Consider the following 20,668-nt stretch of genomic DNA (forward strand, 5'->3'; position numbering starts at 1 on the left):
GCATGACCGTTCTTGTGAGCTGGTTTGATTAGCACCTCATTTTATATATACGAACAGTCCTTTATTATTATGTTTATTATACTATGAGTATCATTATACGAAAATAAAAGAGAGTTGTGGGCTTTTTTATAATAATTGAGTAGAAAAAGGGCAGTAGGAGACAATAAAACGGAGTTTCTATGTATGATTATTATCGTGTGCAGAAAGAATCGTGTAACAATACGGAGGTTATCATGCGAAAATTATTATATTTTATAGTATGCAGTAGTGTTATACTTTTTGCTTCACCAAGTGTGTCGGTAGCCCAATATGATGCACCTCTTATGGAAGATGCCCTTTATTCTGTTTTGTTTCCGAAAATAAATAAAGCCATTGAAAAACAATATGGGAGCTTAAAGCCTTATCAATGTCCTAAAATTATTAGTTTAAAAAAAGTATATAGCGGTACATATTTATTTCAAGCGGTTATTGAAGTGACGAAATATGAACAGGTTGGTGGGAAAATTGTTCCGCCATTTGAAAAAGTAACAATTACTTTTAATAATGAAGAAGGCGAATGGGAAGTGACAAAGATTTTAGTAAAGCGCTTACCAAATGATACGAAATTAAACTGTAAAAAAACAATATAAAAAATTGTTTGACAAATAAAATGGTCCTTTGGTATTGTTAATAGCAACAATTAGATGTTTGAAAATTAAATAGACTTACCTCATCTACTCTCAAAGGTAGAGGCCGCAATAGGAAAGAGTAAGCTATGGGAGATTTAATGGAATCTGTGATCATAGGTTGAAAGGGACTATTGCCGAAATATAAGAATAACCATCTTATTCATATATTGGGACTACATTGAATAAATGTAGTACTGTCATAAGATTTCTTTTATGGAGAGCTATTTGGAGATGTTGATGCGGTTTCTTATTTTGAGGAGATAACAACTCGTTTATTTTTTCAATATATATTTTTCCTAATAAGAAACGCGTGTGAACATTGTTCCGCGCGTTTTTTGTCTATCTAAAAGCGTGCTGCAATGAATAGAAGATTGGGGTTATGAGTTTTAGAGGAAATAAGGGAGGAATTCAAATGTATTTACACGGCACAAGCCGAATCAATGGGCAAGGACACTTAGAAATTGGAGGGTGCGATACGACGCAGCTAGCAAAACAATATGGAACACCACTTTATGTATACGATGAAGAGTCTATTCGAGGAAAGTGCCGCGCGTTTCATCGTGCTTTTAAAGAAAGTGGGTTCTCTTATCAAGTAGCATATGCAAGCAAGGCGTTCTTGTGCATGGAGATGTGCCGAGTAGCTCGTGAAGAGAATATGTCATTAGATGTTGTTTCTGGAGGGGAATTATATACTGCGCTTCAAGCGGGATTCCCAGCATCGCGTATTCATTTTCACGGCAATAATAAAACAGAAGAAGAGATTGTGATGGCACTTCAGGCGAATATTGGTTGTTTTGTTGTCGATAATTTCTTAGAGTTAGAAATTTTGCATGATTTAGCAGTGCAACATGGGAAATTTGTGAACATATTAATCCGTGTAACGCCTGGAGTAGAGGCGCACACACATGAATATATTACAACAGGTCAAGATGATTCGAAATTTGGGTTTGGAGTTTCAAATGGTCAAGCGATGCAAGCAATTGAGCTTGCTTTACAAAAATCAAATTATGATGTGTTAGGAATTCATTCACATATCGGATCGCAAATATTTGAAACGGCTGGATTTGTTCGAGCGATTGAAGTTCTTCATCAATTTTTAGAAGAAGTGAGAGAGAGAGCGAACTATGTAGTAAAAGTATTAAATGTGGGCGGAGGATTCGGAATACGCTACACAGAGTCAGATACACCATTAACTCTTGAGACATATGTGCGAGCTGTAACAAGTGCAGTGAGGGAACAGTTTACAGTATGTAATTATCCCTTGCCGGAAATATGGGTTGAACCAGGCCGTAGTATTGTAGGTGATGCTGGAACGACAATTTATACAGTTGGATCTGTGAAAGATATTCCTGGTATTCGGAAATATGTATCAGTGGATGGTGGAATGACTGATAATTTAAGACCTGCTTTATATAACGCTCGTTATGAAGCGATGTTAGCGAATCGAGGAAATGATGAGAATGAGGAAGTCGTTTCGATTGCTGGGAAGTGTTGTGAGAGTGGAGATATGTTAATTTGGGATATTACTCTACCGAAAGTTGCTTCTGCCGATTTATTAGCAATTTCTTGTACAGGGGCATATGGGTACTCGATGGCAAATAATTATAATCGGATTCGTAGGCCAGCTGTTGTCTTCGCGAAAGGCGGTACATCACAAATTGTTGTAGAGCGCGAAACATATGAAAATATTATTGGGAACGATCGCATACGTATTAAAGAACTTGTGTAAATGGGAAAAAGGAGTTGTTCGAATGGGCAATTCCTTTTTTATAAAAATAAAATAAATAAAATATATCGGAAAACTAGGATTGAAAAAAATCAGAATTGTGATAAAATACAAATACAAAGCTTATCAAGAGAAGCGGAGGGAACTGGCCCGAAGAAGCTCGGCAACCTGCTTATAGAAAGCAAGGTGCTAAATCCAGCAAAATGGAATCCATTTTGAAAGATAAGGTAAAATATATTACCGAACAGTCTTTTCGAAATGGGAAAGATTTTTTTTATGAATAAAAAGGGGGGCTGTTCGCGTGAGTGTACGGGAACATTTTGAGGAAGTGTCTGAGAAAATTGAAGCGATGCTTGCTGATATGAAATATGGTTCAATTACAATTGTTGTGCAAGATGGAAAAGTCATTCAATTAGAGAAAAGTGAAAAGGTACGTTTAAAGTAAAAAGCGCTGACTAGAAAAACTAGAGGCGGTTTTAACCTATTTTGATTAGGTTAAAACCGCCTTTTTGCTTTTACAGGGGGAAAAAACATGTTGACGTATGAAACGTGGGAAGAAAATAATGTTTCATTTTCAGAAGAAGATGAAACAAAAGGCGCGCTATCTGTTTTAAGTTGGGCTTATAAAGAATATGAAAGTGAAATTGTATACGCATGTAGCTTTGGGGTAGAAGGAATGGTATTACTGCACCTTATAAACCAAGTAAATCCATCTGCTAAAGTTGTATTTTTAGATACAAATGTTCATTTTCGCGAAACGTATGAATTAATTCAAAAAGTGCGGGAACGATTTCCTTTATTAAATATTATAGAAAAACAGCCGGAACTTACACTTGATGAACAAGCGAAGTTGCATGGTGAGAAATTATGGGAAAGTAATCCGAACCTTTGTTGTAAAATCAGGAAAATTTTACCGTTAGAAAAATCATTAGCAGCGGAAAAAGCATGGATATCGGGCTTAAGGAGGGAACAATCAGAAACACGTAAGCATACAAAGTTTATAAATCAAGATCATCGTTTTCAATCGATTAAAGTTTGTCCACTCATTCATTGGACGTGGAAAGAAGTATGGCGATATGTATACAAACATAGTTTGCCGTATAACCCGCTGCATGATATTGGATATCCAAGTATTGGGTGCGAGAAGTGTACGTTACCTGTAGGAGAGGGTGGCGATTCGAGGGATGGTAGATGGGCCGGGAAAGTGAAAACAGAATGTGGTCTTCATTACCAATAAGATGAATTTGAAAATAAAGCTAAGAGAGGGTATAGAAAATGAGTACAAGAAACGAATTAGTAAACCTTATAGACGAGACATACGACGTATCACAAATCGAAAAAGAAATTCAACTAGACAACATTGCGTTAAGTGATTTAGAGCTATTAGCGACAGGGGGATATAGCCCGCTCACTGGTTTTTTAGGAAAGAAGGACTATGATTCGGTTGTAGAAACGCTTCGCTTAGCAAACGGAAGCGTATGGAGTATACCAATTACATTACCGGTAACGGAAGAAGTGGCAGAAAGCCTAAAGGCTGGAGAAGAAGTAAAGCTTGTTAATAGCGGAAATGTATATGGTGTCATTCAAATAGAAGATATTTTTGTACCTGATAAAGAGAAAGAAGCATTACTTGTATATAAAACGACGGATGAGGCTCATCCAGGAGTGAAAAAATTATATGAACGACCGAACGTTTATGTCGGTGGAGCGATTATTCTTACGAAACGATTTGAAAATAATCAGTTTCCTTCTTATCATTTAGATCCAATTGAAACGAGAGAAGAATTTAAAAAACGTGGTTGGAAAACAGTAGTCGGATTTCAAACGAGAAATCCGGTACATCGTGCTCATGAGTATATTCAAAAATCTGCTCTTGAAATTGTAGACGGTCTCTTTTTGAATCCACTCGTTGGGGAAACGAAGTCGGACGATATTCCTGCTGATGTAAGGATGGAAAGCTATGAAGTATTACTTCAAAACTATTATCCGAAAAATCGTGTCTTTTTAGGTGTATTTCCTGCAGCAATGCGTTACGCAGGACCGAGGGAAGCGATATTCCATGCATTAGTTAGAAAGAATTTTGGATGTACCCACTTTATCGTAGGGCGCGACCACGCTGGGGTAGGAGATTATTACGGGACTTATGAAGCACAAGAAATTTTTACAAACTTTACAGTGGAAGAATTAGGAATTACACCGCTATTTTTTGAACATAGTTTTTACTGTACGAAATGTGAAGCGATGGCTTCGACGAAAACATGTCCGCACGGAAAAGAGGATCATGTCATTTTATCAGGTACAAAAGTAAGAGAACTATTAAGAAACGGTGAGGTTCCGCCGAGTACATTTAGTCGTAAAGAAGTAGTGGAAGTGCTAATTAAAGGTTTGAAAAAAGAAGTAGTAACAGAATAGGGAGAGAATGAGATGGATACAAATATTACTTGGCATACAGCATCTGTTTCAAAAGATGAGAGAAGAGTAAAAAATGGGCATCATAGTTTTGTAGTTTGGTTTACTGGTCTATCAGCTTCAGGTAAATCTACGGTGGCGAACGCGGTTGCTCGTAAACTATTTGAAAAGAATATTGGAAACTATGTACTAGATGGTGATAATATACGCCACGGTTTAAATAAAGACTTAGGTTTTTCTGAAAGTGATCGTATGGAAAATATAAGACGGATTGGCGAAGTGGCGAAGCTATTTGTAGATCAAGGTACTGTTGTTCTTACAGCGTTTATTTCACCATTTCGAATAGACCGAAAACAAGTTAGGGATTTATTAGCGGCAGATGAGTTTATAGAAGTGTTTGTAAAGTGTCCAATTGAAGAGTGTGAGAAGCGTGATCCGAAAGGGCTTTATAAAAAAGCAAGACAAGGCGATATTAAAGAGTTTACTGGTGTTGATTCGCCGTATGAGGAACCAGAACAAGCAGAATTAATTGTAGAAACGCACAAGTATTCTATTGAAGAATGTGCAGAGCAAATTGTGAAGTACTTACAAGAGCGTAGTTTTATATAGGGGGATTAAAAAATGAGTTATGAAAAAGTATGGGCTAACAATGAAAAATTAAATCAGACTGAGAAAAATAAATTAAAAAAAGATGGATTGGAAATCTTTAATGATATTCCTTACTATGCAGAGAATGGCTTCGAATCTATTCCGAAAGAAGAGTGGGACGCATTCAAGTGGGCAGGTTTGTATTTACAAAGACCGAAAGAAGCTGGTTATTTTATGATGCGTGTAAATATTCCTTCAGGGATTATTACGAATGCGCAGGCAGAAGTGCTTGCTTCTATCGCTGAGGATTATGGGCGTGACGTAATAGATATTACAACAAGACAGGCGATTCAGTTTCATTGGTTAGAAATCCATCAAATGCCAGATATTTTTAAAAGATTAGCAAGGGTTGGGTTATCTTCAGCTGGGGCTTGTGGTGATATAACGCGTAATATTACAGGGAATCCACTTGCTGGCATTGATGCAAATGAACTGTTTGATACAACTGGTATTGTGAAAGAGGTATACGACTATTTCCAACATAATGAGGAGTTTTCTAACTTGCCACGTAAATTTAAAATGTCTATTAGTTCTAACATTTATAATTCTGCGAACGCAGAGATTAACTGTGTGGCATTTACACCTGCTACGAAAGAAATAGATGGTGAGAAAAAAGTTGGTTTTCATATAAAAGTAGGCGGTGGATTATCAGCTCGTCCATATTTAGCTGATGAATTAGATGTATTTGTTTTACCAGAAGAAGTGAAGGCGGTAGCGATTGCGATTGCTACGATATTCCGTGATTTTGGATACCGTGAAAAACGTCATTTAGCTCGTTTGAAATTTCTTGTTGCAGACTGGGGAGCAGAGAAATTTAAAGAGAAACTAATAGAGTATACAGGACCATTGCAAAGTAAAGGGGAAAGTGCTCTAAAAGGCTGGAATGCGGGATACTTTTATGGAGTTCAAGATCAAAAACAAGATGGCCTTAAATATGTAGGTTTTAATGTACCAGTAGGACGTCTACATGCAGAAGAAATGTTTGAAATTGCGAGAATTGCTAAGCAGTATGGAAATGGACAAATTCGCACATGTAACTCGCAAAACTTTATTATTCCGAATGTTCCGCCAGAAAATGTAACGGGTTTATTAAATGAACCATTGTTTGAAGCAATATCAGCAAGTCCGAAATCGTTTATTGGTCATGCGGTTTCTTGTACTGGTATTGAATATTGCAATCTTGCATTAGTAGAAACGAAAGAAAGATTACGCAAAATCGCCGAATACTTAGATACACAAATTGCACTCGATGTTCCGGTTCGTATTCATATGGTAGGATGCCCGAATTCATGTGGTCAACGTCAAATTGCTGACATTGGATTACAAGGGGTGAAAATGAAAACGAAGGAAAAAGGGATTGTTGAAGCATTTGAAATATACGTAGGTGGAACGTTGTTAGATGGCGGTGCTTACAATCAAAAGTTAAAAGGGAAAATAGATGGCGAGGATCTACCTGATGTACTTGCATCATTTATAAGTTATTTCAAAGAGAATAAATTACCAGCTGAAACGTTTTATGATTTTGTTGGTCGTATCGGTGTAGACACACTACAAATAGCGTTAAATACCGTGTTAGAAGAAGTACTAGCGTCTTAGGAGGGACAATATGGATTTATATCGATTTGAAGCCGTGTTAGTGAATAGTATTGTTCCGATTGTTGTCGTTGCTCAAAGTGAAGAACAGGCATTTAAGCTCGCGGAGATGGAGCTTGAAAAGCATTTTTTACCGCTGCCAGAAGTAAAGGAAATTTCTCTATTTGAAAAAAAGAAGATTCGAAAAGGTGCGGCATTTGTTATTCATGAGTAGAGAACAGGTAATAGGAGATGATGAAAACTTCCATTCGTATATAAGGATGGAAGTTTCACTTTAATAGTAGAAATGAGGAGAGATGATGGGGAAGGTTTATATCGTTGGAGCAGGTCCTGGTGATCCAGATTTAATTACTGTGAAAGGATTGAAATGTATTGAGAAAGCAGACGTTATTTTATACGACCGTCTCGTAAATAAAGAGTTGCTTTCATACGCAAAGCCTGAAGCGGATTTAATTTATTGCGGAAAACTGCCAAATTATCACACGATGAAGCAAGAGACAATTAACACGTTTCTTATTAAATACGCGAAAAAAGGAAAAGTTGTAACGAGGCTAAAGGGCGGGGATCCATTTGTATTTGGTAGAGGGGGAGAAGAAGCTGAAGCATTAGCGAAGCAAGGTGTACCGTTTGAAATTGTTCCGGGTATTTCAGCTGGAATAGCTGCTCCTGCTTATGCTGGTATTCCAGTGACGCATCGTGATGCGAGTGCAAGTTTTGCTATTGTGACGGGGCATAGGAAAGAAGATGCTGAAGAGGAAGTGAAGTGGGAACATTTAGCGAAAGGTGTAGAGACGTTAGCCGTATATATGGGGGTTAGTAATTTGCCCTACATATGTGAACAACTGGTGAAACATGGAAAAGATACAAGTACGCCTGCTGCTATTATTGAGAGGGGAACGACTTCTATGCAGCGCACAGTTGTCGGGACGCTAGGAACAATTGTAGATGTCGCGAAAAAAGAACAAATTCAAAATCCGAGCATGATTGTAATTGGAGAAGTGGTCCGTTTTAGAGAAAAAATCCATTGGTTTGAGAAGCAGACTGAAAGTACGTATCAAGTAAGCGGAGTGTTATAAAATGAAAGCCATCTTATATATATGTCATGGAAGTCGTTTGAAAGCAGCTAAAGAAGAAGCGGTTGCATTTATTACGTCATGTATGAATCGTGTAGAGGCAAGTATTCAAGAAGTTTGTTTTTTAGAGTTAGCGAGTCCAACTATTGATGAAGGGTTCCGTACATGTGTGAACCGTGGTGCTACAGAGATTATTGTTATTCCGGTTTTTCTCTTAGCGGCAGGTCACGTGAAAAAAGATATCCCGTTTGAATTAGGAAAGTTAAATAATCAATTTTCAAGTGTTAAAGTGACCTATGGTAATCCGTTTGGTGTATCAGAAACACTCGTTAAATCAGTGTATAACGGAAGTGGGATCGAACAGGAAGAGACGAATGAAGTGACGTTACTTCTCGTTGCAAGAGGGAGTAGCGATCCTGAAGTATTAAAGGATATAAACTGGATCGCTTCTTTATTTCAAACGGAAGAGAAAATTAAAAAAGTAGAGGTTTGCTATTTAGCAGCTGCCGAGCCGAAATTTGAGGAGAAGTTAAAGGAAGTTGTAGAACGAAAAGAAAAGAACATTGTTGTGCTGCCTTACTTGTTATTTACCGGTTTACTTATGAAACATATTGAAAAAGAAGTGCGCCAATATGGGTCGGATGAGATAAAAATAAGTCCGTATTTAGGAAAGAATGAAGCGTTTCAATATATGTTAATTCAGAAAACGAAGAAATTATTGAAGGGAGATCAATATGTATCCACTTACAGTGCGAGTTGAGAAGAAACGTGTTGTTGTCATTGGAGGAGGAAAAGTCGCGGGATTCAAAATTATTCCTTTATTAAAACAAGGTGCGGATATAATTGTGATAAGTCCTGAATTGGATGCGAATTTAGTGAAACTTGTGGAAGAAAAGCAAATTCGTTGGTATCAAAGGGAGTATGAAAAAAGTGATATTCAAGGTGCTTTTTTAGTTGTTGCAGCGAGTGGTGATGCTGTATTAAATGAACAAGTTGCTGAAGATAGTGCAGAGAATCAATTAGTAAATGTTATTACGAACCCGGAAAGTGGGAATGTTCATTTTCCGGCGGCGATTCATCGTGGATTACTGAATGTGGCTGTTTCTACTGGAGGAGCGAGTCCGAAACTTGCAAAAAAAATTCGTGATGATATCGCAAATAAATATGATGAGGCGTATGAATCATATCTTGATTTTTTATACGAAGTTAGAATTAAAGTGAAAGAATTACAAATAGAGAAACAGCAGAGAAATATATTGTTGCAAGAAGTATTAAAGTCGGTATATGTTCAAAATGAACAAAAAAGAGAATTGTTTTTACAAGAATTAGAGAGAAGAGTTCATATAGGATAATGAAGAAATTGTACTTTACAACTATAAAAATATAATTTATAATCACAAGTAACTTCAATAGATAAAATCGATGAGCAAGAAGAGTACGTATATTTGATACGGTCAGAGAGCTGGGGTAAGGTGTGAGCCCGGTACGATAAAATATACAGAATGGGCTTGCGAGAGGTATGTTGAACATTGTAGTAGGCAACCCGGGTTCCGCCGTTAAAAGGATAGAGTATCGGAATGTTTCCTGTACTTGAACAAGTGGGATTTATCAATCCAATTGAGGTGGTACCACGGTATTTACATTACATATATCGTCCTCTACATGCATATTTGCGTGTAGGGGACTTTTTTATTTTCTAAAGGAGGTGTGCGAGTATGAAATGAAAGTGTATAATTGATAAAAGTTTAAATATTCAAAAAAGGAGAAATTATGATGAAAGAAACACAGCAATGGACGTCGAAAATAGGCTTTGTACTCGCAGCAGCCGGAGCCGCAGTAGGTCTTGGTGCCATATGGAAATTTCCATATGTTGCAGGTAATGGTGGGGGAGGCGCATTCTTCCTTGTATTTTTACTATTAACTTTATTTATAGGTATGCCGCTTCTTTTAGCTGAATTTGTTATTGGACGTAGTACGCAAAAAGAGGCAGTGACAGCATATAAAGTATTGGTGCCAAATAGTAAGTTATATCCTTGGATTGGTCGTATGGGAGTTGTTACTTGTTTTAGTGTACTATCTTTTTATAGTGTTGTAGGTGGATGGATTTTACTGTACTTATATTATAGTGTTACAGGAAGCTTCTGGAATGGTGTTGTTGATTACGGGAAATTATTTGGTGAAACGATTTCAAATCCAGTAAGCGCGATTGGAGCGCAATTTATCTTTATGCTTTGCACTATTTTTGTTGTAAGTAAAGGTGTCGAGAAAGGGATAGAAAAAGCAAGTAAGTATATGATGCCGCTATTATTTATTTTGTTTATTGCGATTATAGTTCGTGCTTTAACACTTGATGGTGCTTTTGCTGGGGTAGAGTTCTTCTTAAAACCAGATTTTTCAAAGCTGACAGCAGATACGGTTTTATACGCGATGGGACAATCGTTCTTCTCGCTAACAGTAGGTGCTTCAGTAATGGTCACGTATAGTTCATATTTAAAGAAAGAAGAACATTTAGCTAAATCAGCAACATCTATTGTAAGTTTAACTGTTTTTATTACAGTGCTTGCAGGATTAGCGATTTTCCCGGCGATTTTCGCATTAGGCGTTAAGCCGACTGAAGGACCAGGACTACTGTTTATCGTCCTTCCAGCAGTATTTGCGAAAATACCATTTGGACAATTTTTCTTCATTATGTTTTTAGTTTTATTCTTCTTTGCAACGTTAACATCTGCGATTTCTATGCTTGAAATTGTAGTAGCATCTGTTGCGAAAGATAATGAGAAAAAGCGTCCGTCAGCATCATTATTAATTGGTATTCTTATTTTTGCAGTTGGAATCCCGTCAGCATTATCGTTTGGAATTATGAGTGATGTGAAAATATTTGGTAAGACATTCTTTGATTTCGTCGATTTTTCGGTAAGTAATGTATTACTGCCGCTTGGCGTACTAGCCATCTCGCTATTCGTACCAAATAAAATGAGTAAAGAAATGCTAATGAAAGAATTAGAAGTTACGGAAACGAAAGGGAAAACATTATTTAACATTTGGTTCTTCTTGCTTCGTTATGTTATTCCGGTAACTGTAATTATTGTATTTTTAAATGCGATAGGCGTATTTAAAATGTTTGCATAAAAAAAGACGGAGAATTCTCCGTCTTTTTATTGTGTTGGAGGTGTATTTAATAAGCGATTGTATGCTTTGTAGGCTGTGACGACTGCGAAGAATGATCCGATTAAAAATAACGCTGAACCGCCAAACGTAAATATCCGGCCGATATACGTCTCTCTAGCTTCTTCTATTTCTTGTAGCAATTGTGTATTCATAGTTGATCACCCCGTAAACTATAGGCATTTAGTTTTAGTCTATGTGGAAAGCCTATATTGTGTGAAGTATAAATAAAAAACTCGGTATGCACCGAGTTTTTTTCTATAATCCGATATAAGGAGATGGATCAACTGCATTTGTTTTGCCGACATTCCATTCTCCAAGGTGAAGCTCGAAGTGTAAATGTTGTCCGTATGATTGGCCAGTGTTCCCCATAAATCCGAGTTGAGTACCTTGTTTTACAGTTTGTCCATTTGATACAGAACGGCTACTCATATGAGCATATACTGTTGTGTATGTTTTTCCGTTTATACGGTGAGATAAGTACACAACATTTCCATAACTAGATGATAATTCTGAGCGAATAACGACGCCATCTGCAGCGGCTATAATTGGAACAGTTCCTGAAGCTGCGATATCGATTCCTTTATGGTTATCTATAGAGCGCACACCAAATCCAGAAGTTTTTGATCCGGCTGCTGGTTTAATAAAACCGCCAATATTTGTATCGTGTGGTGTTGGAGCTGCTTGAGCTGTTTGAGCAGATGTATTAGCTTGTTTGCGAGCTTCCTCTGCCTTACGTGCCTCTTCAGCCTTACGAGCTTCTTCCGCACGTTTTTCTTCTTCAATTGCTTTTTGAACGGCTTGACGCTGATTTTCTAAAATACCTTTAGATTCTTCTAACCCTTCAATCTCTGAATCTACTTTTGCTACTTTCGTATGTAGATCGCTAATAAATGTTTGCTGCTGTTGTTGATTCGTTTGCAACTCTTGTTGTTTTTGAACTAATTTTTGTTCAGCTTCTTTTAGTTGCTGCTCTTTTTTCTCAACAGCCTCTTTTTCTTTCGTTACAGCATTTTGATCAGTTGTTTGTTTTTTCACAATATCAGTATCGTTGTTTAAAATTAAGCTTACAGAGTACATATTATCAACAAGATCAGCGATATTTGTAGAAGTTGTTATTACCTCTGTAATAATATTTGTACGAGGTTTTTCTTGCATAGATTGTAAACGTTGCTTAATAACTTCCTGACGCGTATCTATGTTTGTTTGTAATTGCTCTATATGTTTCTTTTTTTCAGCAATTACTTGTTGTGTTTTACTAATTTCTTTTTTTGTATCGTTTAATTCAGCTTCGTTTTTATTAATAGAAGTAGTTAAATCGTCAATTTTCTTTTGTAATTCTTGAATTTCTTTTTCTATTTGGTCTTTCTCAGCTGATTTATTTTGTAAGTCATTTTGTTTTCCTTCTAATTCAGATTGAATATTAGATAATTTATCTTGATTCGTTTCAGCGTATACGGGTGAAAGTAGCGGAGAAACAAAAATCGTTCCTGCTGCTAAAACACTAAACGCTGCAAATTTCTTTTTCATGGTTGTCTGGCTCCTTTCCCTATGAATGTTATATATCATAAGAAGAAGAGTGTCTATCGTTGTAATCATAATGTAAAGAAAATTTTATAAAATTGCTAAGTTTTGTCGGAATTTATCATCTTTTAATGATAATTGTCATGTTGGATGCACTTTTTTGTTCGTGTAACAAGGATGTATTTTTTGGTTTTTGTTGTAAAATAAAGGGAAAAAATATTTGTTTTATATAATTAATTAGTAGATAGAAATCCAATAAAACACTGATAAGGAATCGTTCTCATGTGAGGTTTTCTGACATGTGTTTTGTTTTTGTCAAGAAAATTATTTGCGTTCGGGCAAACTTATTTTGTTGTCAGATTTTAAATTTTGATTTATGATTTTTAACAGGGACAAAATGTAGTGAATTGTCGAATAATATGTAATACTCTTAATTTCAAGTTTTATAGAGATAGAATGAGAGATAGAGTGACACATCGAAGAGGGGGTTACAACAAATATGAAAAGAATAGGACTTGCATGGCAAATATTAATAGGACTTGCGCTAGGTATTGCAGTTGGGGCGATTTTCTTTGGCAATCCGGCAGTGGTGAGTTACTTACAACCAATTGGTGATATTTTCATCCGATTAATTAAAATGATCGTTGTACCGATTGTTGTAGCAAGTATTGTTGTTGGGGTTGCTGGTGTTGGCGATGTTAAAAAATTAGGCCGACTAGGCGGAAAAACAATTATTTACTTTGAAATTATTACAACAATTGCAATTATTGTCGGTCTATTGATTGCGAATATTTTCCAACCAGGAAAAGGCGTAAATATGGAGCAGTTAACAAAGACAGATATTTCAAAATATACACATACGACAGAGCAAGTACAAAGTCATTCATTTGCAGATACATTTGTAAATATTGTTCCAACGAACATTATGAAGTCATTAGCTGACGGAGATATGCTTGCTATTATCTTCTTCTCTGTATTATTTGGTTTAGGTGTAGCGGCAATTGGTGAAAGAGGAAGACCGGTTCTTCAATTTTTCCAAGGTGTAGCTGATGCAATGTTTTACGTAACAAACCAAGTTATGAAATTTGCACCATTTGGTGTGTTTGCACTAATTGGAGTCACAGTTTCTACATTTGGTCTTTCTTCATTAATTCCATTAGGGAAATTATTAATTGTAGTATACGGAGCAATGATTTTCTTCGTTGTAGTCGTATTAGGGATTACAGCGAAAATATTTGGAATTAACATTTTCCAATTCTTTAAGATTTTAAAAGACGAATTGATCTTAGCATACTCTACAGCGAGTTCAGAAACAGTTTTACCGAAAATCATGGAGAAAATGGAGAAGTTCGGTTGTCCGAAGGCAATTACATCTTTCGTTATTCCGACAGGTTATTCATTTAACTTAGATGGATCAACTTTATATCAAGCAATTGCAGCTATTTTCTTAGCGCAAATGTACGGTATTGATTTATCCATTACACAACAAATTACATTATTACTTGTATTAATGCTTACATCAAAAGGTATTGCGGGTGTACCTGGCGTATCATTCGTTGTATTATTAGCGACACTTGGTACAGTAGGTATTCCAGCTGAAGGTTTAGCCTTCATCGCTGGTATTGACCGTATTTTAGATATGGCTCGTACAGCAGTTAACGTTGTAGGTAACTCTTTAGCGGCTGTAGTTATGTCTAAGTGGGAAGGTCAGTATGACGCTGAAAAAGGACAGGCCTATTTGAAAGAGATTTCTAATAAGCAAGCAGCTTAATTATAATTTGAACAAGCTCTCACATAATATGTGGGGGCTTTTCTATATAGAAGGGAAGCGGACGTAATGAAACGTAAATATGGTGACGGTTCTTCGTGGAAGCGACTAATAGAGAAAGATTATACAGTTAAGCAAATAGAAGAGGGAATGCTAGGAATACTGGAAATAAAAAAGGTGAGAGAACCTAGTTGTAAAGAATATGATGGTAAAGAACTTTGTATTGCGGGGAATCAGTATACGTGGATTCAATATTTCGTAGACGGGAAAAACTTTGCGATTACAGCTATGTTAGATGATCAGAAAAAATTAGTGCAATATTATATTGATGTGGCGAAAGAATATGAAATAGACGATCGTGGTTTACCTTATTTTGATGATTTATATTTAGATGTAGTGTTATTACCAAACGGTAAAATGTATATATTGGATGAAGATGAGCTAGAGGATGCTTATCAAATTGGCGATGTTACAAAAGAAGAGTATGAGTTAGCTTGGTACACTACGAAATGGATCATAGATGAAATAAAAAATAGTGAATTTTATTGGATTTCAATATTGGAAGAAGAAATCAAAAAGTTAAAATGATTATTGTATTCAAATTTTTGCATAATTACCAAAAAAATCTATACAAAAAATAATTGACTTTTGTTTTGTAAGCGAGTAAAGTTAGGGAAGAAATTATTATTAAAAAATAAATATGAAACCTTCTTATAAAGAGAGGCGGAGGGACTGGCCCTACGATGCCTCGGCAGCGGACTCGATTTCAGAGTGCTGTGCCAAATCCAGCAAGCATGTGCTTGAAAGATGAGAAGAGCGTTTCTTATAGATGTATAAGACCTCTTCTCATTGGAAGAGGTCTTTTGTTATTCATTAAAAAAAGGTTGAAACTAGGGAGAGATGGTACTTTGAAAGAAACGAGAGGAAATGGTTTGGCTTTATTACCACTTGGGATATTTTTGGCGCTATTTATTGGTTCTGGAATTATTACAGGTGATTTCTATAAATTGCCGATACTTGTAGCGATTTCAATTGCTGTAGGAGTCGCTTTAGCAATGAATCGTAAAGAAAGTTTTAATGTAAAAGTAGAACGATTTGCTAAAGGTGCAGGGAACCCAGATATTATGATTATGGTTCTAATTTTTGTGCTTGCAGGAGCGTTTTCTGAAACAGCAAAAGGGATGGGTGGCGTTGATTCTACAGTTAACTTAGCGTTATCCATTTTACCGCAAGGATTTATCGTAGCTGGAATTTTTGTTATAGGGGCATTTATTTCATTAGCGATGGGAACTTCAATGGGAACAATTGCGGCATTAGCACCAATTGCTGTAGGTATTAGTGGGCAAACTGATATCTCAATTGCACTTACGATGGCGACAGTTGTTGGCGGAGCGATGTTTGGTGATAATTTATCATTTATTTCAGATACAACAATCGCAGCTGTACGTTCACAAGGAACAGAAATGAAAGATAAGTTTAAAACGAACTTTTTAATTGTATTGCCAGCAGCGATTATTACAATTGTATTATTAGTAATCATTACTTTAGGAAGCGATACGCAGGTTAAAGCACATAGCTTTGACTGGATAAAGATTTTACCGTATGCAGGAGTACTTATTACAGCGCTACTTGGTTGGAATGTACTTATTGTGTTAACTGGTGGGACTGTATTATCCGGCGTTATCGGTCTTTTAGATGGAAGTTACACGTTAGAGAGTTTCTTTAAAAGTGTAACGACTGGAATGGGCGGTATGATGGAGTTAGTATTACTTGCTATTTTAATTGGCGGTATGGTCGAACTGATTCAATATAATGGTGGCATTCAATATTTAATGAATATTTTAACGCGTAACATTCGTTCGAAAAAAGGAGCAGAGTTCGGTATCGCTGGCTTAGTGGGGATGACGAATATGTGTACAGCGAATAATACGATTTCTATTATCTTTACAGGCCCACTTGCGAAAAACATTGCAGATCAATATGAAATTGATCCTCGTAAATCAGCGAGTGTATTAGATCTTTTCTCATGTTGTGTGCAAGGATTAATTCCGTATGGTGCCCAAATGTTAACAGCAGCAGGATTTGCGGCGTTATCTCCGGTTGAATTGTTACCATATGCGTTTTATCCAATCTTAGTTGGAGTATGTGGAGTCATTTCTATATTAATTGGTTTCCCGAGGTTTTCTAAAGTGACGGGAAAGAAAGAGTATCATAAAACAGCATAATGAAAAATGAAGTTTATGAATCGTAACGAAAGCCGTACAGAGAATATTCTCTGTACGGCTTTTTATGTGCGATAAAAAAGTGAATCAGCTTATCCAATCGTAGTTTTTACAAAAGGCTGAACGCGACTCGGTCTTAAGTCTGAGTTAAAAACGGTTCTTAAGCTCGTTATGGAAAGATGAAAAAATAGTTAAGATAAGAGTATCAAATCGAAGGGAGGCAAGCACAAGATGAAACAATTTCTAGCGTTTATCGCGGCTGGTATTTTAGCTTTAATTGCTCTTGGCAGTCTTGCTGGTATTATAGGGTTCGCAATTGGAGCAGGAGTTGTGTACTGGAGCTATAAATCATTTGTGCGAGCACAATCATTTTTTGGAAAGTTAGCTTGGGGTATTGTTGGTTTGATCGGCTTGTCCATCGCCCTTTCTCATTCCCCAGCACTAATCGGTATCGCAGCATTAGTAGTTTTATACTACGGATACCGTGAGTGGAAAAAAGAAAAAAATGTAGTTGTTAATTCTGCACCAGAAAGTTCTAAACCATATAGCAACTTTGAAGATGAGTGGAACAAGTTAATGAAAAACTAATAAAAAAATAATAAAAATCAAATTAAATTTATAAAGTAGAAGAGAGGAAGATTATAATGAAACAATCTTTATTCGGACGTGTACGCGATGCAATTTTAGCAGATTTTCATAATGTGTTAGATGAGAAAGAAAGAAAAAATCCAATCGCTATGTTAAACCAATATTTACGCGATAGTGAGCGTGAAACAACAAAAATTGAGAAGTTAATTCAGCGTCATAAAACATTAAAATCTAATTTCGCTCGTGAGCTTGAGCAAGCACGTTATTTCGTTAATAAAAGATCAAAACAGGCTATCATCGCTCAAGAAGCAGGCGAATTACAGTTACACGAACGTGCATTAGAAGAAGTAGCTTATTATGAAGGGCAAGTAACTCGTTTAGAAGAAATGTATGCAGGTGTTGTAGAGCAAATCGATGAATTAGAGCGTCGTCTTTCTGAAATGAAAAACAAATTAAAAGAAATGCACGCAAAGCGTATGGAACTAATGGCGCGTGAAAATATGGCACATGCAAATCGTCGTATGAATACAGCGATGCATAAAATGGATGAAAACAATCCGTTCTTACGTTTTGAAGAAATTGATGATCATATTCGTGACTTAGAAACTCGTATAAATGAGGAGCATGAACGTGACACATTTGATATGAAGATTGCAAAGCTTGAGCGTGAAATGAAAGAAAAGAATGATGTATCGTTAACGAAAGAGTTAACAAAATAATAGTAGTATATTATAAAACAGGCTTATGATATAGTGATAGGAGAAAAGGTGTTGGAAAGCAATGCCTTTTCTTCTATGTATATGTGAAAAGAAGGGGGGAGCTGAAATGAAGAAGCATTTTTCAAAAACACAATTAATGGGGATGCTCCTCATCATATTTGGATTCGGTCTTTTTCTTGATATGATACTTGGACATTTTGAACCAGGTGGTCTCATTTTTGCATTTATTATGCTTATGTTTGGAAGGCATTATCGTAAAAAGAATCGTTACGTACGGGGAAATGTATTTTTATTTGTTGGTGGTATCGTATTTTTATTCTTCTTATTTTCTTCAGCAGCATTTGTTCTTGTCGTATTTGCTTGTTTAGCTTTAATTGGTTATCAACTGATTCAACAAGGACATCAGCAAAAAGCAATGAAGGTTGAAATTAAAGAAAAAGGGATTATAGACGAAGAGAAGCAAATATATCGTACAGAACCGTATTTAAAAAATATGTTTGTAGGGAATATACGAATGATGGATCATATTTATGAACTTGAGGATATTAATGTTCAATATGGTGCTTGTGATGTGGAAATAGATTTAACAACTGCTATGATCCCAGAAGGGGAGACGGTAATTGTTATTCGCGGTGTCGTTGGTAATATCCGTTTATATGTGCCATATGATATTGAACTGTCTTTAAATCATTCTGTTCTTGTCGGACGTGTGCTTCTGCCAGGTCATGAAGAAACAGGATTTAACCGCAATGTTACATTTAGAACAGAGCAGTATAAAGAGGCTCCTCGTCGTATTAAAATTATTTCTTCGCTTGTCGTAGGCGATACGGAAGTGAGGAAAGTATAATGAAAAAACAAAAAAATATTTCGTGGATGTATATTCGTTATTCTATGTTGTCCTCTGTGAGTATCGCACTTATTTGTACAATTGTATATGTATGGAAAAGCGAGCAACAAGTGTATGATTTATTATGGAAGGAATCCATCGCTTCTGTTCCAATTGGCTTGTTTATTATGACTACAAGTTTACTTATTGGGGGAATTGTAGGATATGCAATCGGTTACTATATAGAGCAGCGTATACAAGGATTAAATACGTTTCTATTTGAAGTAGAGCGAGGGAATTTTCCGAGCGATGTTTCGTTTACGGCAGATGATGAATTTCATGAAGTGGAACGAAAAGTAATCGTTTTGGCTCGTCGATTAGAGGAGCAAGCTGGACTCTTTCAAAAAGTAACGAATGAACGAGCTCATTGGAATGAAGAGATGAGACAAGAAGCGATTTCCCAGGAAAGGCATCGATTAGCGAGGGAGCTGCATGATTCTGTAAGTCAGCAGCTTTTTGCAATGTCAATGATGATGTCGGCTATTAATGAACAAGTAGCTGAAATTCCAGAAATGACGAAAAAGCAGTTGCAGCTTGTTGAAAATATGGTTGTAAATGCACAGTCAGAAATGAGAGCATTGCTTCTTCATCTACGCCCAGTGCAGTTAGAAGGCAAGAAACTAACAGAGGGTATAGAAGAATTATTAACAGAACTGTCTAGAAAGCAACATATGAAAATTGAATGGTTAATTGAACCAATTCAATTAAAAAAGGGTGTAGAAGATCATTTATTCCGTATTGTACAAGAGGCGCTGTCTAATACTTTAAGGCATGCGAAAGCAAAGAAAACGGAAGTACGTCTACGCAAAATTGAGCAATATGCAATATTGAAAATTATTGATGATGGTGTCGGTTTTAAAGTAGGGGTTAATAAAGCTGGTTCGTATGGCTTAAGATCAATGCAAGAGCGAGTTCATGAAATTGGTGGTACATTAAAAGTACTTAGTTTTCCAAATAAAGGTACACAAATAGAAGTGAAAGTACCGATTATGATTGAGAGAGGGGGAGAGTCATGATAAAAGTATTATTAGTTGATGATCATGAAATGGTTCGAATGGGTGTATCAGCATATTTATCAACGCAACCAGATATTGAAGTAGTTGGAGAAGCTGAAAATGGAAGAAAAGGTTCAGAGTTAGCTTTGCAATTAAGACCAGATATTATTTTGATGGACCTTGTCATGGACGAGATGGATGGGGTTGAAGCAACACGTGCTATTATTCAGGAATGGCCAGAAGCGAAAATTGTAGTTGTAACGAGCTTTTTAGATGATGAGAAATTGTATCCTGTTATTGAGGCGGGAGCGACTAGTTATTTATTAAAAACATCAAGAGCGAGTGATATAGCAGACGCTGTACGAGCTACTTATGATGGAGAAACGGTATTAGAGCCAAAAGTTACTGGTAAAATGATGTCTCGTATGCGTCAGAAGAAAGAACAACCTTTGCATGAGGAGTTAACAGAAAGAGAGTCTGAAATTTTGTTATTAATTGCAGAGGGGAAAAGTAATCAAGAGATTGCGGATGAGCTATTTATTGCACTTAAAACGGTAAAGACACATGTAAGTAATATATTAAATAAATTAAATGTAAGTGATCGTACGCAGGCGGTTATTTATGCGTTTAGACATCAATTGACGAAATGATAAAGTGAAACTTTAGGCAGTGGGGGTTATCTCC

22 protein-coding genes, 3 riboswitches and 1 other annotated feature are annotated in these 20,668 nt (G+C 36.4%); of the genes, 20 read left to right on the top strand and 2 right to left on the bottom strand.

Annotation, left to right across the window (positions count from 1 at the left end; genetic code table 11):
* Nucleotides 1-233 precede the first annotated feature (233 nt).
* From BAQ44_RS15955 to BAQ44_RS16015, 12 genes are all read left to right on the top strand, one after another.
* Nucleotides 234-629: a DUF3888 domain-containing protein gene (locus BAQ44_RS15955; protein WP_001228835.1), complete on the top strand. Its 396-nt coding sequence runs from the start codon at nt 234-236 to the stop codon at nt 627-629.
* 89 nt (nt 630-718) lie between these two features.
* A riboswitch (Lysine riboswitch) is annotated at nt 719-900 on the top strand.
* 180 nt (nt 901-1,080) lie between these two features.
* Nucleotides 1,081-2,397: a diaminopimelate decarboxylase gene (gene lysA / locus BAQ44_RS15960; RefSeq protein WP_071722356.1), complete on the top strand. Its 1,317-nt coding sequence runs from the start codon at nt 1,081-1,083 to the stop codon at nt 2,395-2,397.
* Between the two features lie 117 nt (nt 2,398-2,514).
* Nucleotides 2,515-2,623, top strand: a riboswitch (SAM riboswitch).
* Nucleotides 2,624-2,695: 72 nt separating this feature from the next.
* A complete protein-coding gene (locus BAQ44_RS15965) occupies nt 2,696-2,839 on the top strand; it encodes a YezD family protein (RefSeq protein ID WP_000116161.1) in 144 nt (47 codons plus the stop codon).
* A gap of 87 nt (nt 2,840-2,926) precedes the next feature.
* Nucleotides 2,927-3,631 carry a phosphoadenylyl-sulfate reductase gene (locus BAQ44_RS15970; RefSeq protein WP_063261952.1) on the top strand — a complete coding sequence of 235 codons (705 nt, stop codon included), beginning with the start codon at nt 2,927-2,929 and terminating at the stop codon, nt 3,629-3,631.
* Between the two features lie 38 nt (nt 3,632-3,669).
* On the top strand, nt 3,670-4,806 hold the full coding sequence (gene sat, locus BAQ44_RS15975; protein ID WP_071722357.1) for a sulfate adenylyltransferase: 1,137 nt from the start codon (nt 3,670-3,672) through the stop codon (nt 4,804-4,806).
* Nucleotides 4,807-4,818: 12 nt separating this feature from the next.
* Nucleotides 4,819-5,412, top strand: coding sequence for an adenylyl-sulfate kinase (gene cysC / locus BAQ44_RS15980; RefSeq protein WP_071722358.1), 594 nt, complete (start codon nt 4,819-4,821; stop codon nt 5,410-5,412).
* 12 nt (nt 5,413-5,424) lie between these two features.
* Nucleotides 5,425-7,047 (top strand): nitrite/sulfite reductase, encoded by a 1,623-nt coding sequence (locus BAQ44_RS15985; RefSeq protein WP_071722361.1) that lies wholly within the window; start codon nt 5,425-5,427, stop codon nt 7,045-7,047.
* A 10-nt stretch (nt 7,048-7,057) separates the two neighbouring features.
* Complete coding sequence (locus tag BAQ44_RS15990; protein WP_000366917.1) at nt 7,058-7,258, top strand: DUF3906 family protein; 201 nt, start codon at nt 7,058-7,060, stop codon at nt 7,256-7,258.
* 85 nt (nt 7,259-7,343) lie between these two features.
* On the top strand, nt 7,344-8,120 hold the full coding sequence (cobA, locus tag BAQ44_RS15995; RefSeq protein WP_071722363.1) for a uroporphyrinogen-III C-methyltransferase: 777 nt from the start codon (nt 7,344-7,346) through the stop codon (nt 8,118-8,120).
* Nucleotide 8,121: 1 nt separating this feature from the next.
* Nucleotides 8,122-8,877: a sirohydrochlorin chelatase gene (locus BAQ44_RS16000; RefSeq protein WP_071722366.1), complete on the top strand. Its 756-nt coding sequence runs from the start codon at nt 8,122-8,124 to the stop codon at nt 8,875-8,877.
* On the top strand, nt 8,852-9,469 hold the full coding sequence (locus tag BAQ44_RS16005; RefSeq protein WP_001973399.1) for an NAD(P)-binding protein: 618 nt from the start codon (nt 8,852-8,854) through the stop codon (nt 9,467-9,469). The genes BAQ44_RS16000 and BAQ44_RS16005 overlap by 26 nt, the downstream gene beginning before the upstream one ends.
* 61 nt (nt 9,470-9,530) lie before the next feature.
* Nucleotides 9,531-9,779: a binding site (T-box leader), on the top strand.
* A gap of 111 nt (nt 9,780-9,890) precedes the next feature.
* Nucleotides 9,891-11,246, top strand: a complete 1,356-nt coding sequence (locus BAQ44_RS16015) for a sodium-dependent transporter (RefSeq protein ID WP_063261957.1) — start codon at nt 9,891-9,893, stop codon at nt 11,244-11,246.
* A 26-nt stretch (nt 11,247-11,272) separates the two neighbouring features.
* On the opposite strand, the gene BAQ44_RS31080 is transcribed toward BAQ44_RS16015, so the two are convergent.
* Both BAQ44_RS31080 and BAQ44_RS16020 read right to left on the bottom strand, forming a co-directional pair.
* A complete protein-coding gene (locus BAQ44_RS31080) occupies nt 11,273-11,437 on the bottom strand; it encodes a hypothetical protein (protein WP_169833828.1) in 165 nt (54 codons plus the stop codon).
* A gap of 103 nt (nt 11,438-11,540) precedes the next feature.
* Nucleotides 11,541-12,812: a murein hydrolase activator EnvC family protein gene (locus BAQ44_RS16020; protein WP_063261958.1), complete on the bottom strand. Its 1,272-nt coding sequence runs from the start codon at nt 12,810-12,812 to the stop codon at nt 11,541-11,543.
* Between the two features lie 493 nt (nt 12,813-13,305).
* On the opposite strand from BAQ44_RS16020, the gene gltP reads away from it, so the two are divergent.
* The 8 genes from gltP (at nt 13,306) to BAQ44_RS16060 (ending at nt 20,634) form a co-directional block, all read left to right on the top strand.
* The gene (gene gltP, locus BAQ44_RS16025; RefSeq protein ID WP_000821135.1) at nt 13,306-14,577 is read left to right on the top strand and encodes a glutamate/aspartate:proton symporter GltP; all 1,272 of its coding nucleotides are present in this window, start codon (nt 13,306-13,308) and stop codon (nt 14,575-14,577) included.
* A gap of 66 nt (nt 14,578-14,643) precedes the next feature.
* On the top strand, nt 14,644-15,162 hold the full coding sequence (locus BAQ44_RS16030; protein WP_071722372.1) for a ribonuclease FAU-1 family protein: 519 nt from the start codon (nt 14,644-14,646) through the stop codon (nt 15,160-15,162).
* A 120-nt stretch (nt 15,163-15,282) separates the two neighbouring features.
* Nucleotides 15,283-15,388, top strand: a riboswitch (SAM riboswitch).
* Nucleotides 15,389-15,482: 94 nt separating this feature from the next.
* Nucleotides 15,483-16,799 carry a Na+/H+ antiporter NhaC family protein gene (locus BAQ44_RS16035; protein WP_061678634.1) on the top strand — a complete coding sequence of 439 codons (1,317 nt, stop codon included), beginning with the start codon at nt 15,483-15,485 and terminating at the stop codon, nt 16,797-16,799.
* Between the two features lie 228 nt (nt 16,800-17,027).
* Nucleotides 17,028-17,384: a lmo0954 family membrane protein gene (locus BAQ44_RS16040; protein ID WP_071722374.1), complete on the top strand. Its 357-nt coding sequence runs from the start codon at nt 17,028-17,030 to the stop codon at nt 17,382-17,384.
* A 56-nt stretch (nt 17,385-17,440) separates the two neighbouring features.
* The gene (locus BAQ44_RS16045; protein WP_061678633.1) at nt 17,441-18,103 is read left to right on the top strand and encodes a PspA/IM30 family protein; all 663 of its coding nucleotides are present in this window, start codon (nt 17,441-17,443) and stop codon (nt 18,101-18,103) included.
* Nucleotides 18,104-18,209: 106 nt separating this feature from the next.
* A complete protein-coding gene (gene liaF / locus BAQ44_RS16050; RefSeq protein WP_000716092.1) occupies nt 18,210-18,950 on the top strand; it encodes a cell wall-active antibiotics response protein LiaF in 741 nt (246 codons plus the stop codon).
* Nucleotides 18,950-20,005, top strand: a complete 1,056-nt coding sequence (locus BAQ44_RS16055; RefSeq protein ID WP_000744332.1) for a sensor histidine kinase — start codon at nt 18,950-18,952, stop codon at nt 20,003-20,005. The genes liaF and BAQ44_RS16055 overlap by 1 nt, the downstream gene beginning before the upstream one ends.
* Nucleotides 20,002-20,634 carry a response regulator gene (locus BAQ44_RS16060; protein ID WP_000598709.1) on the top strand — a complete coding sequence of 211 codons (633 nt, stop codon included), beginning with the start codon at nt 20,002-20,004 and terminating at the stop codon, nt 20,632-20,634. Before BAQ44_RS16055 ends, BAQ44_RS16060 begins: the two co-directional genes overlap by 4 nt.
* The last annotated feature ends 34 nt before the right edge of the window (nt 20,635-20,668 follow it).

Origin of the sequence: Bacillus mobilis, assembly GCF_001884045.1 — a bacterium.
GTDB classification, from domain to species: domain Bacteria; phylum Bacillota; class Bacilli; order Bacillales; family Bacillaceae_G; genus Bacillus_A; species Bacillus_A mobilis.

What these genes read in the sequence shown, in the direction of transcription:
- BAQ44_RS16020 (WP_063261958.1), bottom strand. Translation starts at nt 12,812, where the DNA reads ATGAAAAAGAAATTTGCAGCGTTTAGTGTTTTAGCAGCAGGAACGATT.
- cobA (WP_071722363.1), top strand. Translation starts at nt 7,344, where the DNA reads ATGGGGAAGGTTTATATCGTTGGAGCAGGTCCTGGTGATCCAGATTTA.
- gltP (WP_000821135.1), top strand. Translation starts at nt 13,306, where the DNA reads ATGAAAAGAATAGGACTTGCATGGCAAATATTAATAGGACTTGCGCTA.
- liaF (WP_000716092.1), top strand. Translation starts at nt 18,210, where the DNA reads ATGAAGAAGCATTTTTCAAAAACACAATTAATGGGGATGCTCCTCATC.
- BAQ44_RS16040 (WP_071722374.1), top strand. Translation starts at nt 17,028, where the DNA reads ATGAAACAATTTCTAGCGTTTATCGCGGCTGGTATTTTAGCTTTAATT.
- BAQ44_RS15990 (WP_000366917.1), top strand. Translation starts at nt 7,058, where the DNA reads ATGGATTTATATCGATTTGAAGCCGTGTTAGTGAATAGTATTGTTCCG.
- BAQ44_RS16045 (WP_061678633.1), top strand. Translation starts at nt 17,441, where the DNA reads ATGAAACAATCTTTATTCGGACGTGTACGCGATGCAATTTTAGCAGAT.
- BAQ44_RS16060 (WP_000598709.1), top strand. Translation starts at nt 20,002, where the DNA reads ATGATAAAAGTATTATTAGTTGATGATCATGAAATGGTTCGAATGGGT.
- BAQ44_RS15955 (WP_001228835.1), top strand. Translation starts at nt 234, where the DNA reads ATGCGAAAATTATTATATTTTATAGTATGCAGTAGTGTTATACTTTTT.
- BAQ44_RS16000 (WP_071722366.1), top strand. Translation starts at nt 8,122, where the DNA reads ATGAAAGCCATCTTATATATATGTCATGGAAGTCGTTTGAAAGCAGCT.
- lysA (WP_071722356.1), top strand. Translation starts at nt 1,081, where the DNA reads ATGTATTTACACGGCACAAGCCGAATCAATGGGCAAGGACACTTAGAA.
- BAQ44_RS31080 (WP_169833828.1), bottom strand. Translation starts at nt 11,437, where the DNA reads ATGAATACACAATTGCTACAAGAAATAGAAGAAGCTAGAGAGACGTAT.
- BAQ44_RS16030 (WP_071722372.1), top strand. Translation starts at nt 14,644, where the DNA reads ATGAAACGTAAATATGGTGACGGTTCTTCGTGGAAGCGACTAATAGAG.
- BAQ44_RS16015 (WP_063261957.1), top strand. Translation starts at nt 9,891, where the DNA reads ATGAAAGAAACACAGCAATGGACGTCGAAAATAGGCTTTGTACTCGCA.
- BAQ44_RS16005 (WP_001973399.1), top strand. Translation starts at nt 8,852, where the DNA reads ATGTATCCACTTACAGTGCGAGTTGAGAAGAAACGTGTTGTTGTCATT.
- BAQ44_RS15985 (WP_071722361.1), top strand. Translation starts at nt 5,425, where the DNA reads ATGAGTTATGAAAAAGTATGGGCTAACAATGAAAAATTAAATCAGACT.
- BAQ44_RS15970 (WP_063261952.1), top strand. Translation starts at nt 2,927, where the DNA reads ATGTTGACGTATGAAACGTGGGAAGAAAATAATGTTTCATTTTCAGAA.
- BAQ44_RS16055 (WP_000744332.1), top strand. Translation starts at nt 18,950, where the DNA reads ATGAAAAAACAAAAAAATATTTCGTGGATGTATATTCGTTATTCTATG.
- sat (WP_071722357.1), top strand. Translation starts at nt 3,670, where the DNA reads ATGAGTACAAGAAACGAATTAGTAAACCTTATAGACGAGACATACGAC.
- cysC (WP_071722358.1), top strand. Translation starts at nt 4,819, where the DNA reads ATGGATACAAATATTACTTGGCATACAGCATCTGTTTCAAAAGATGAG.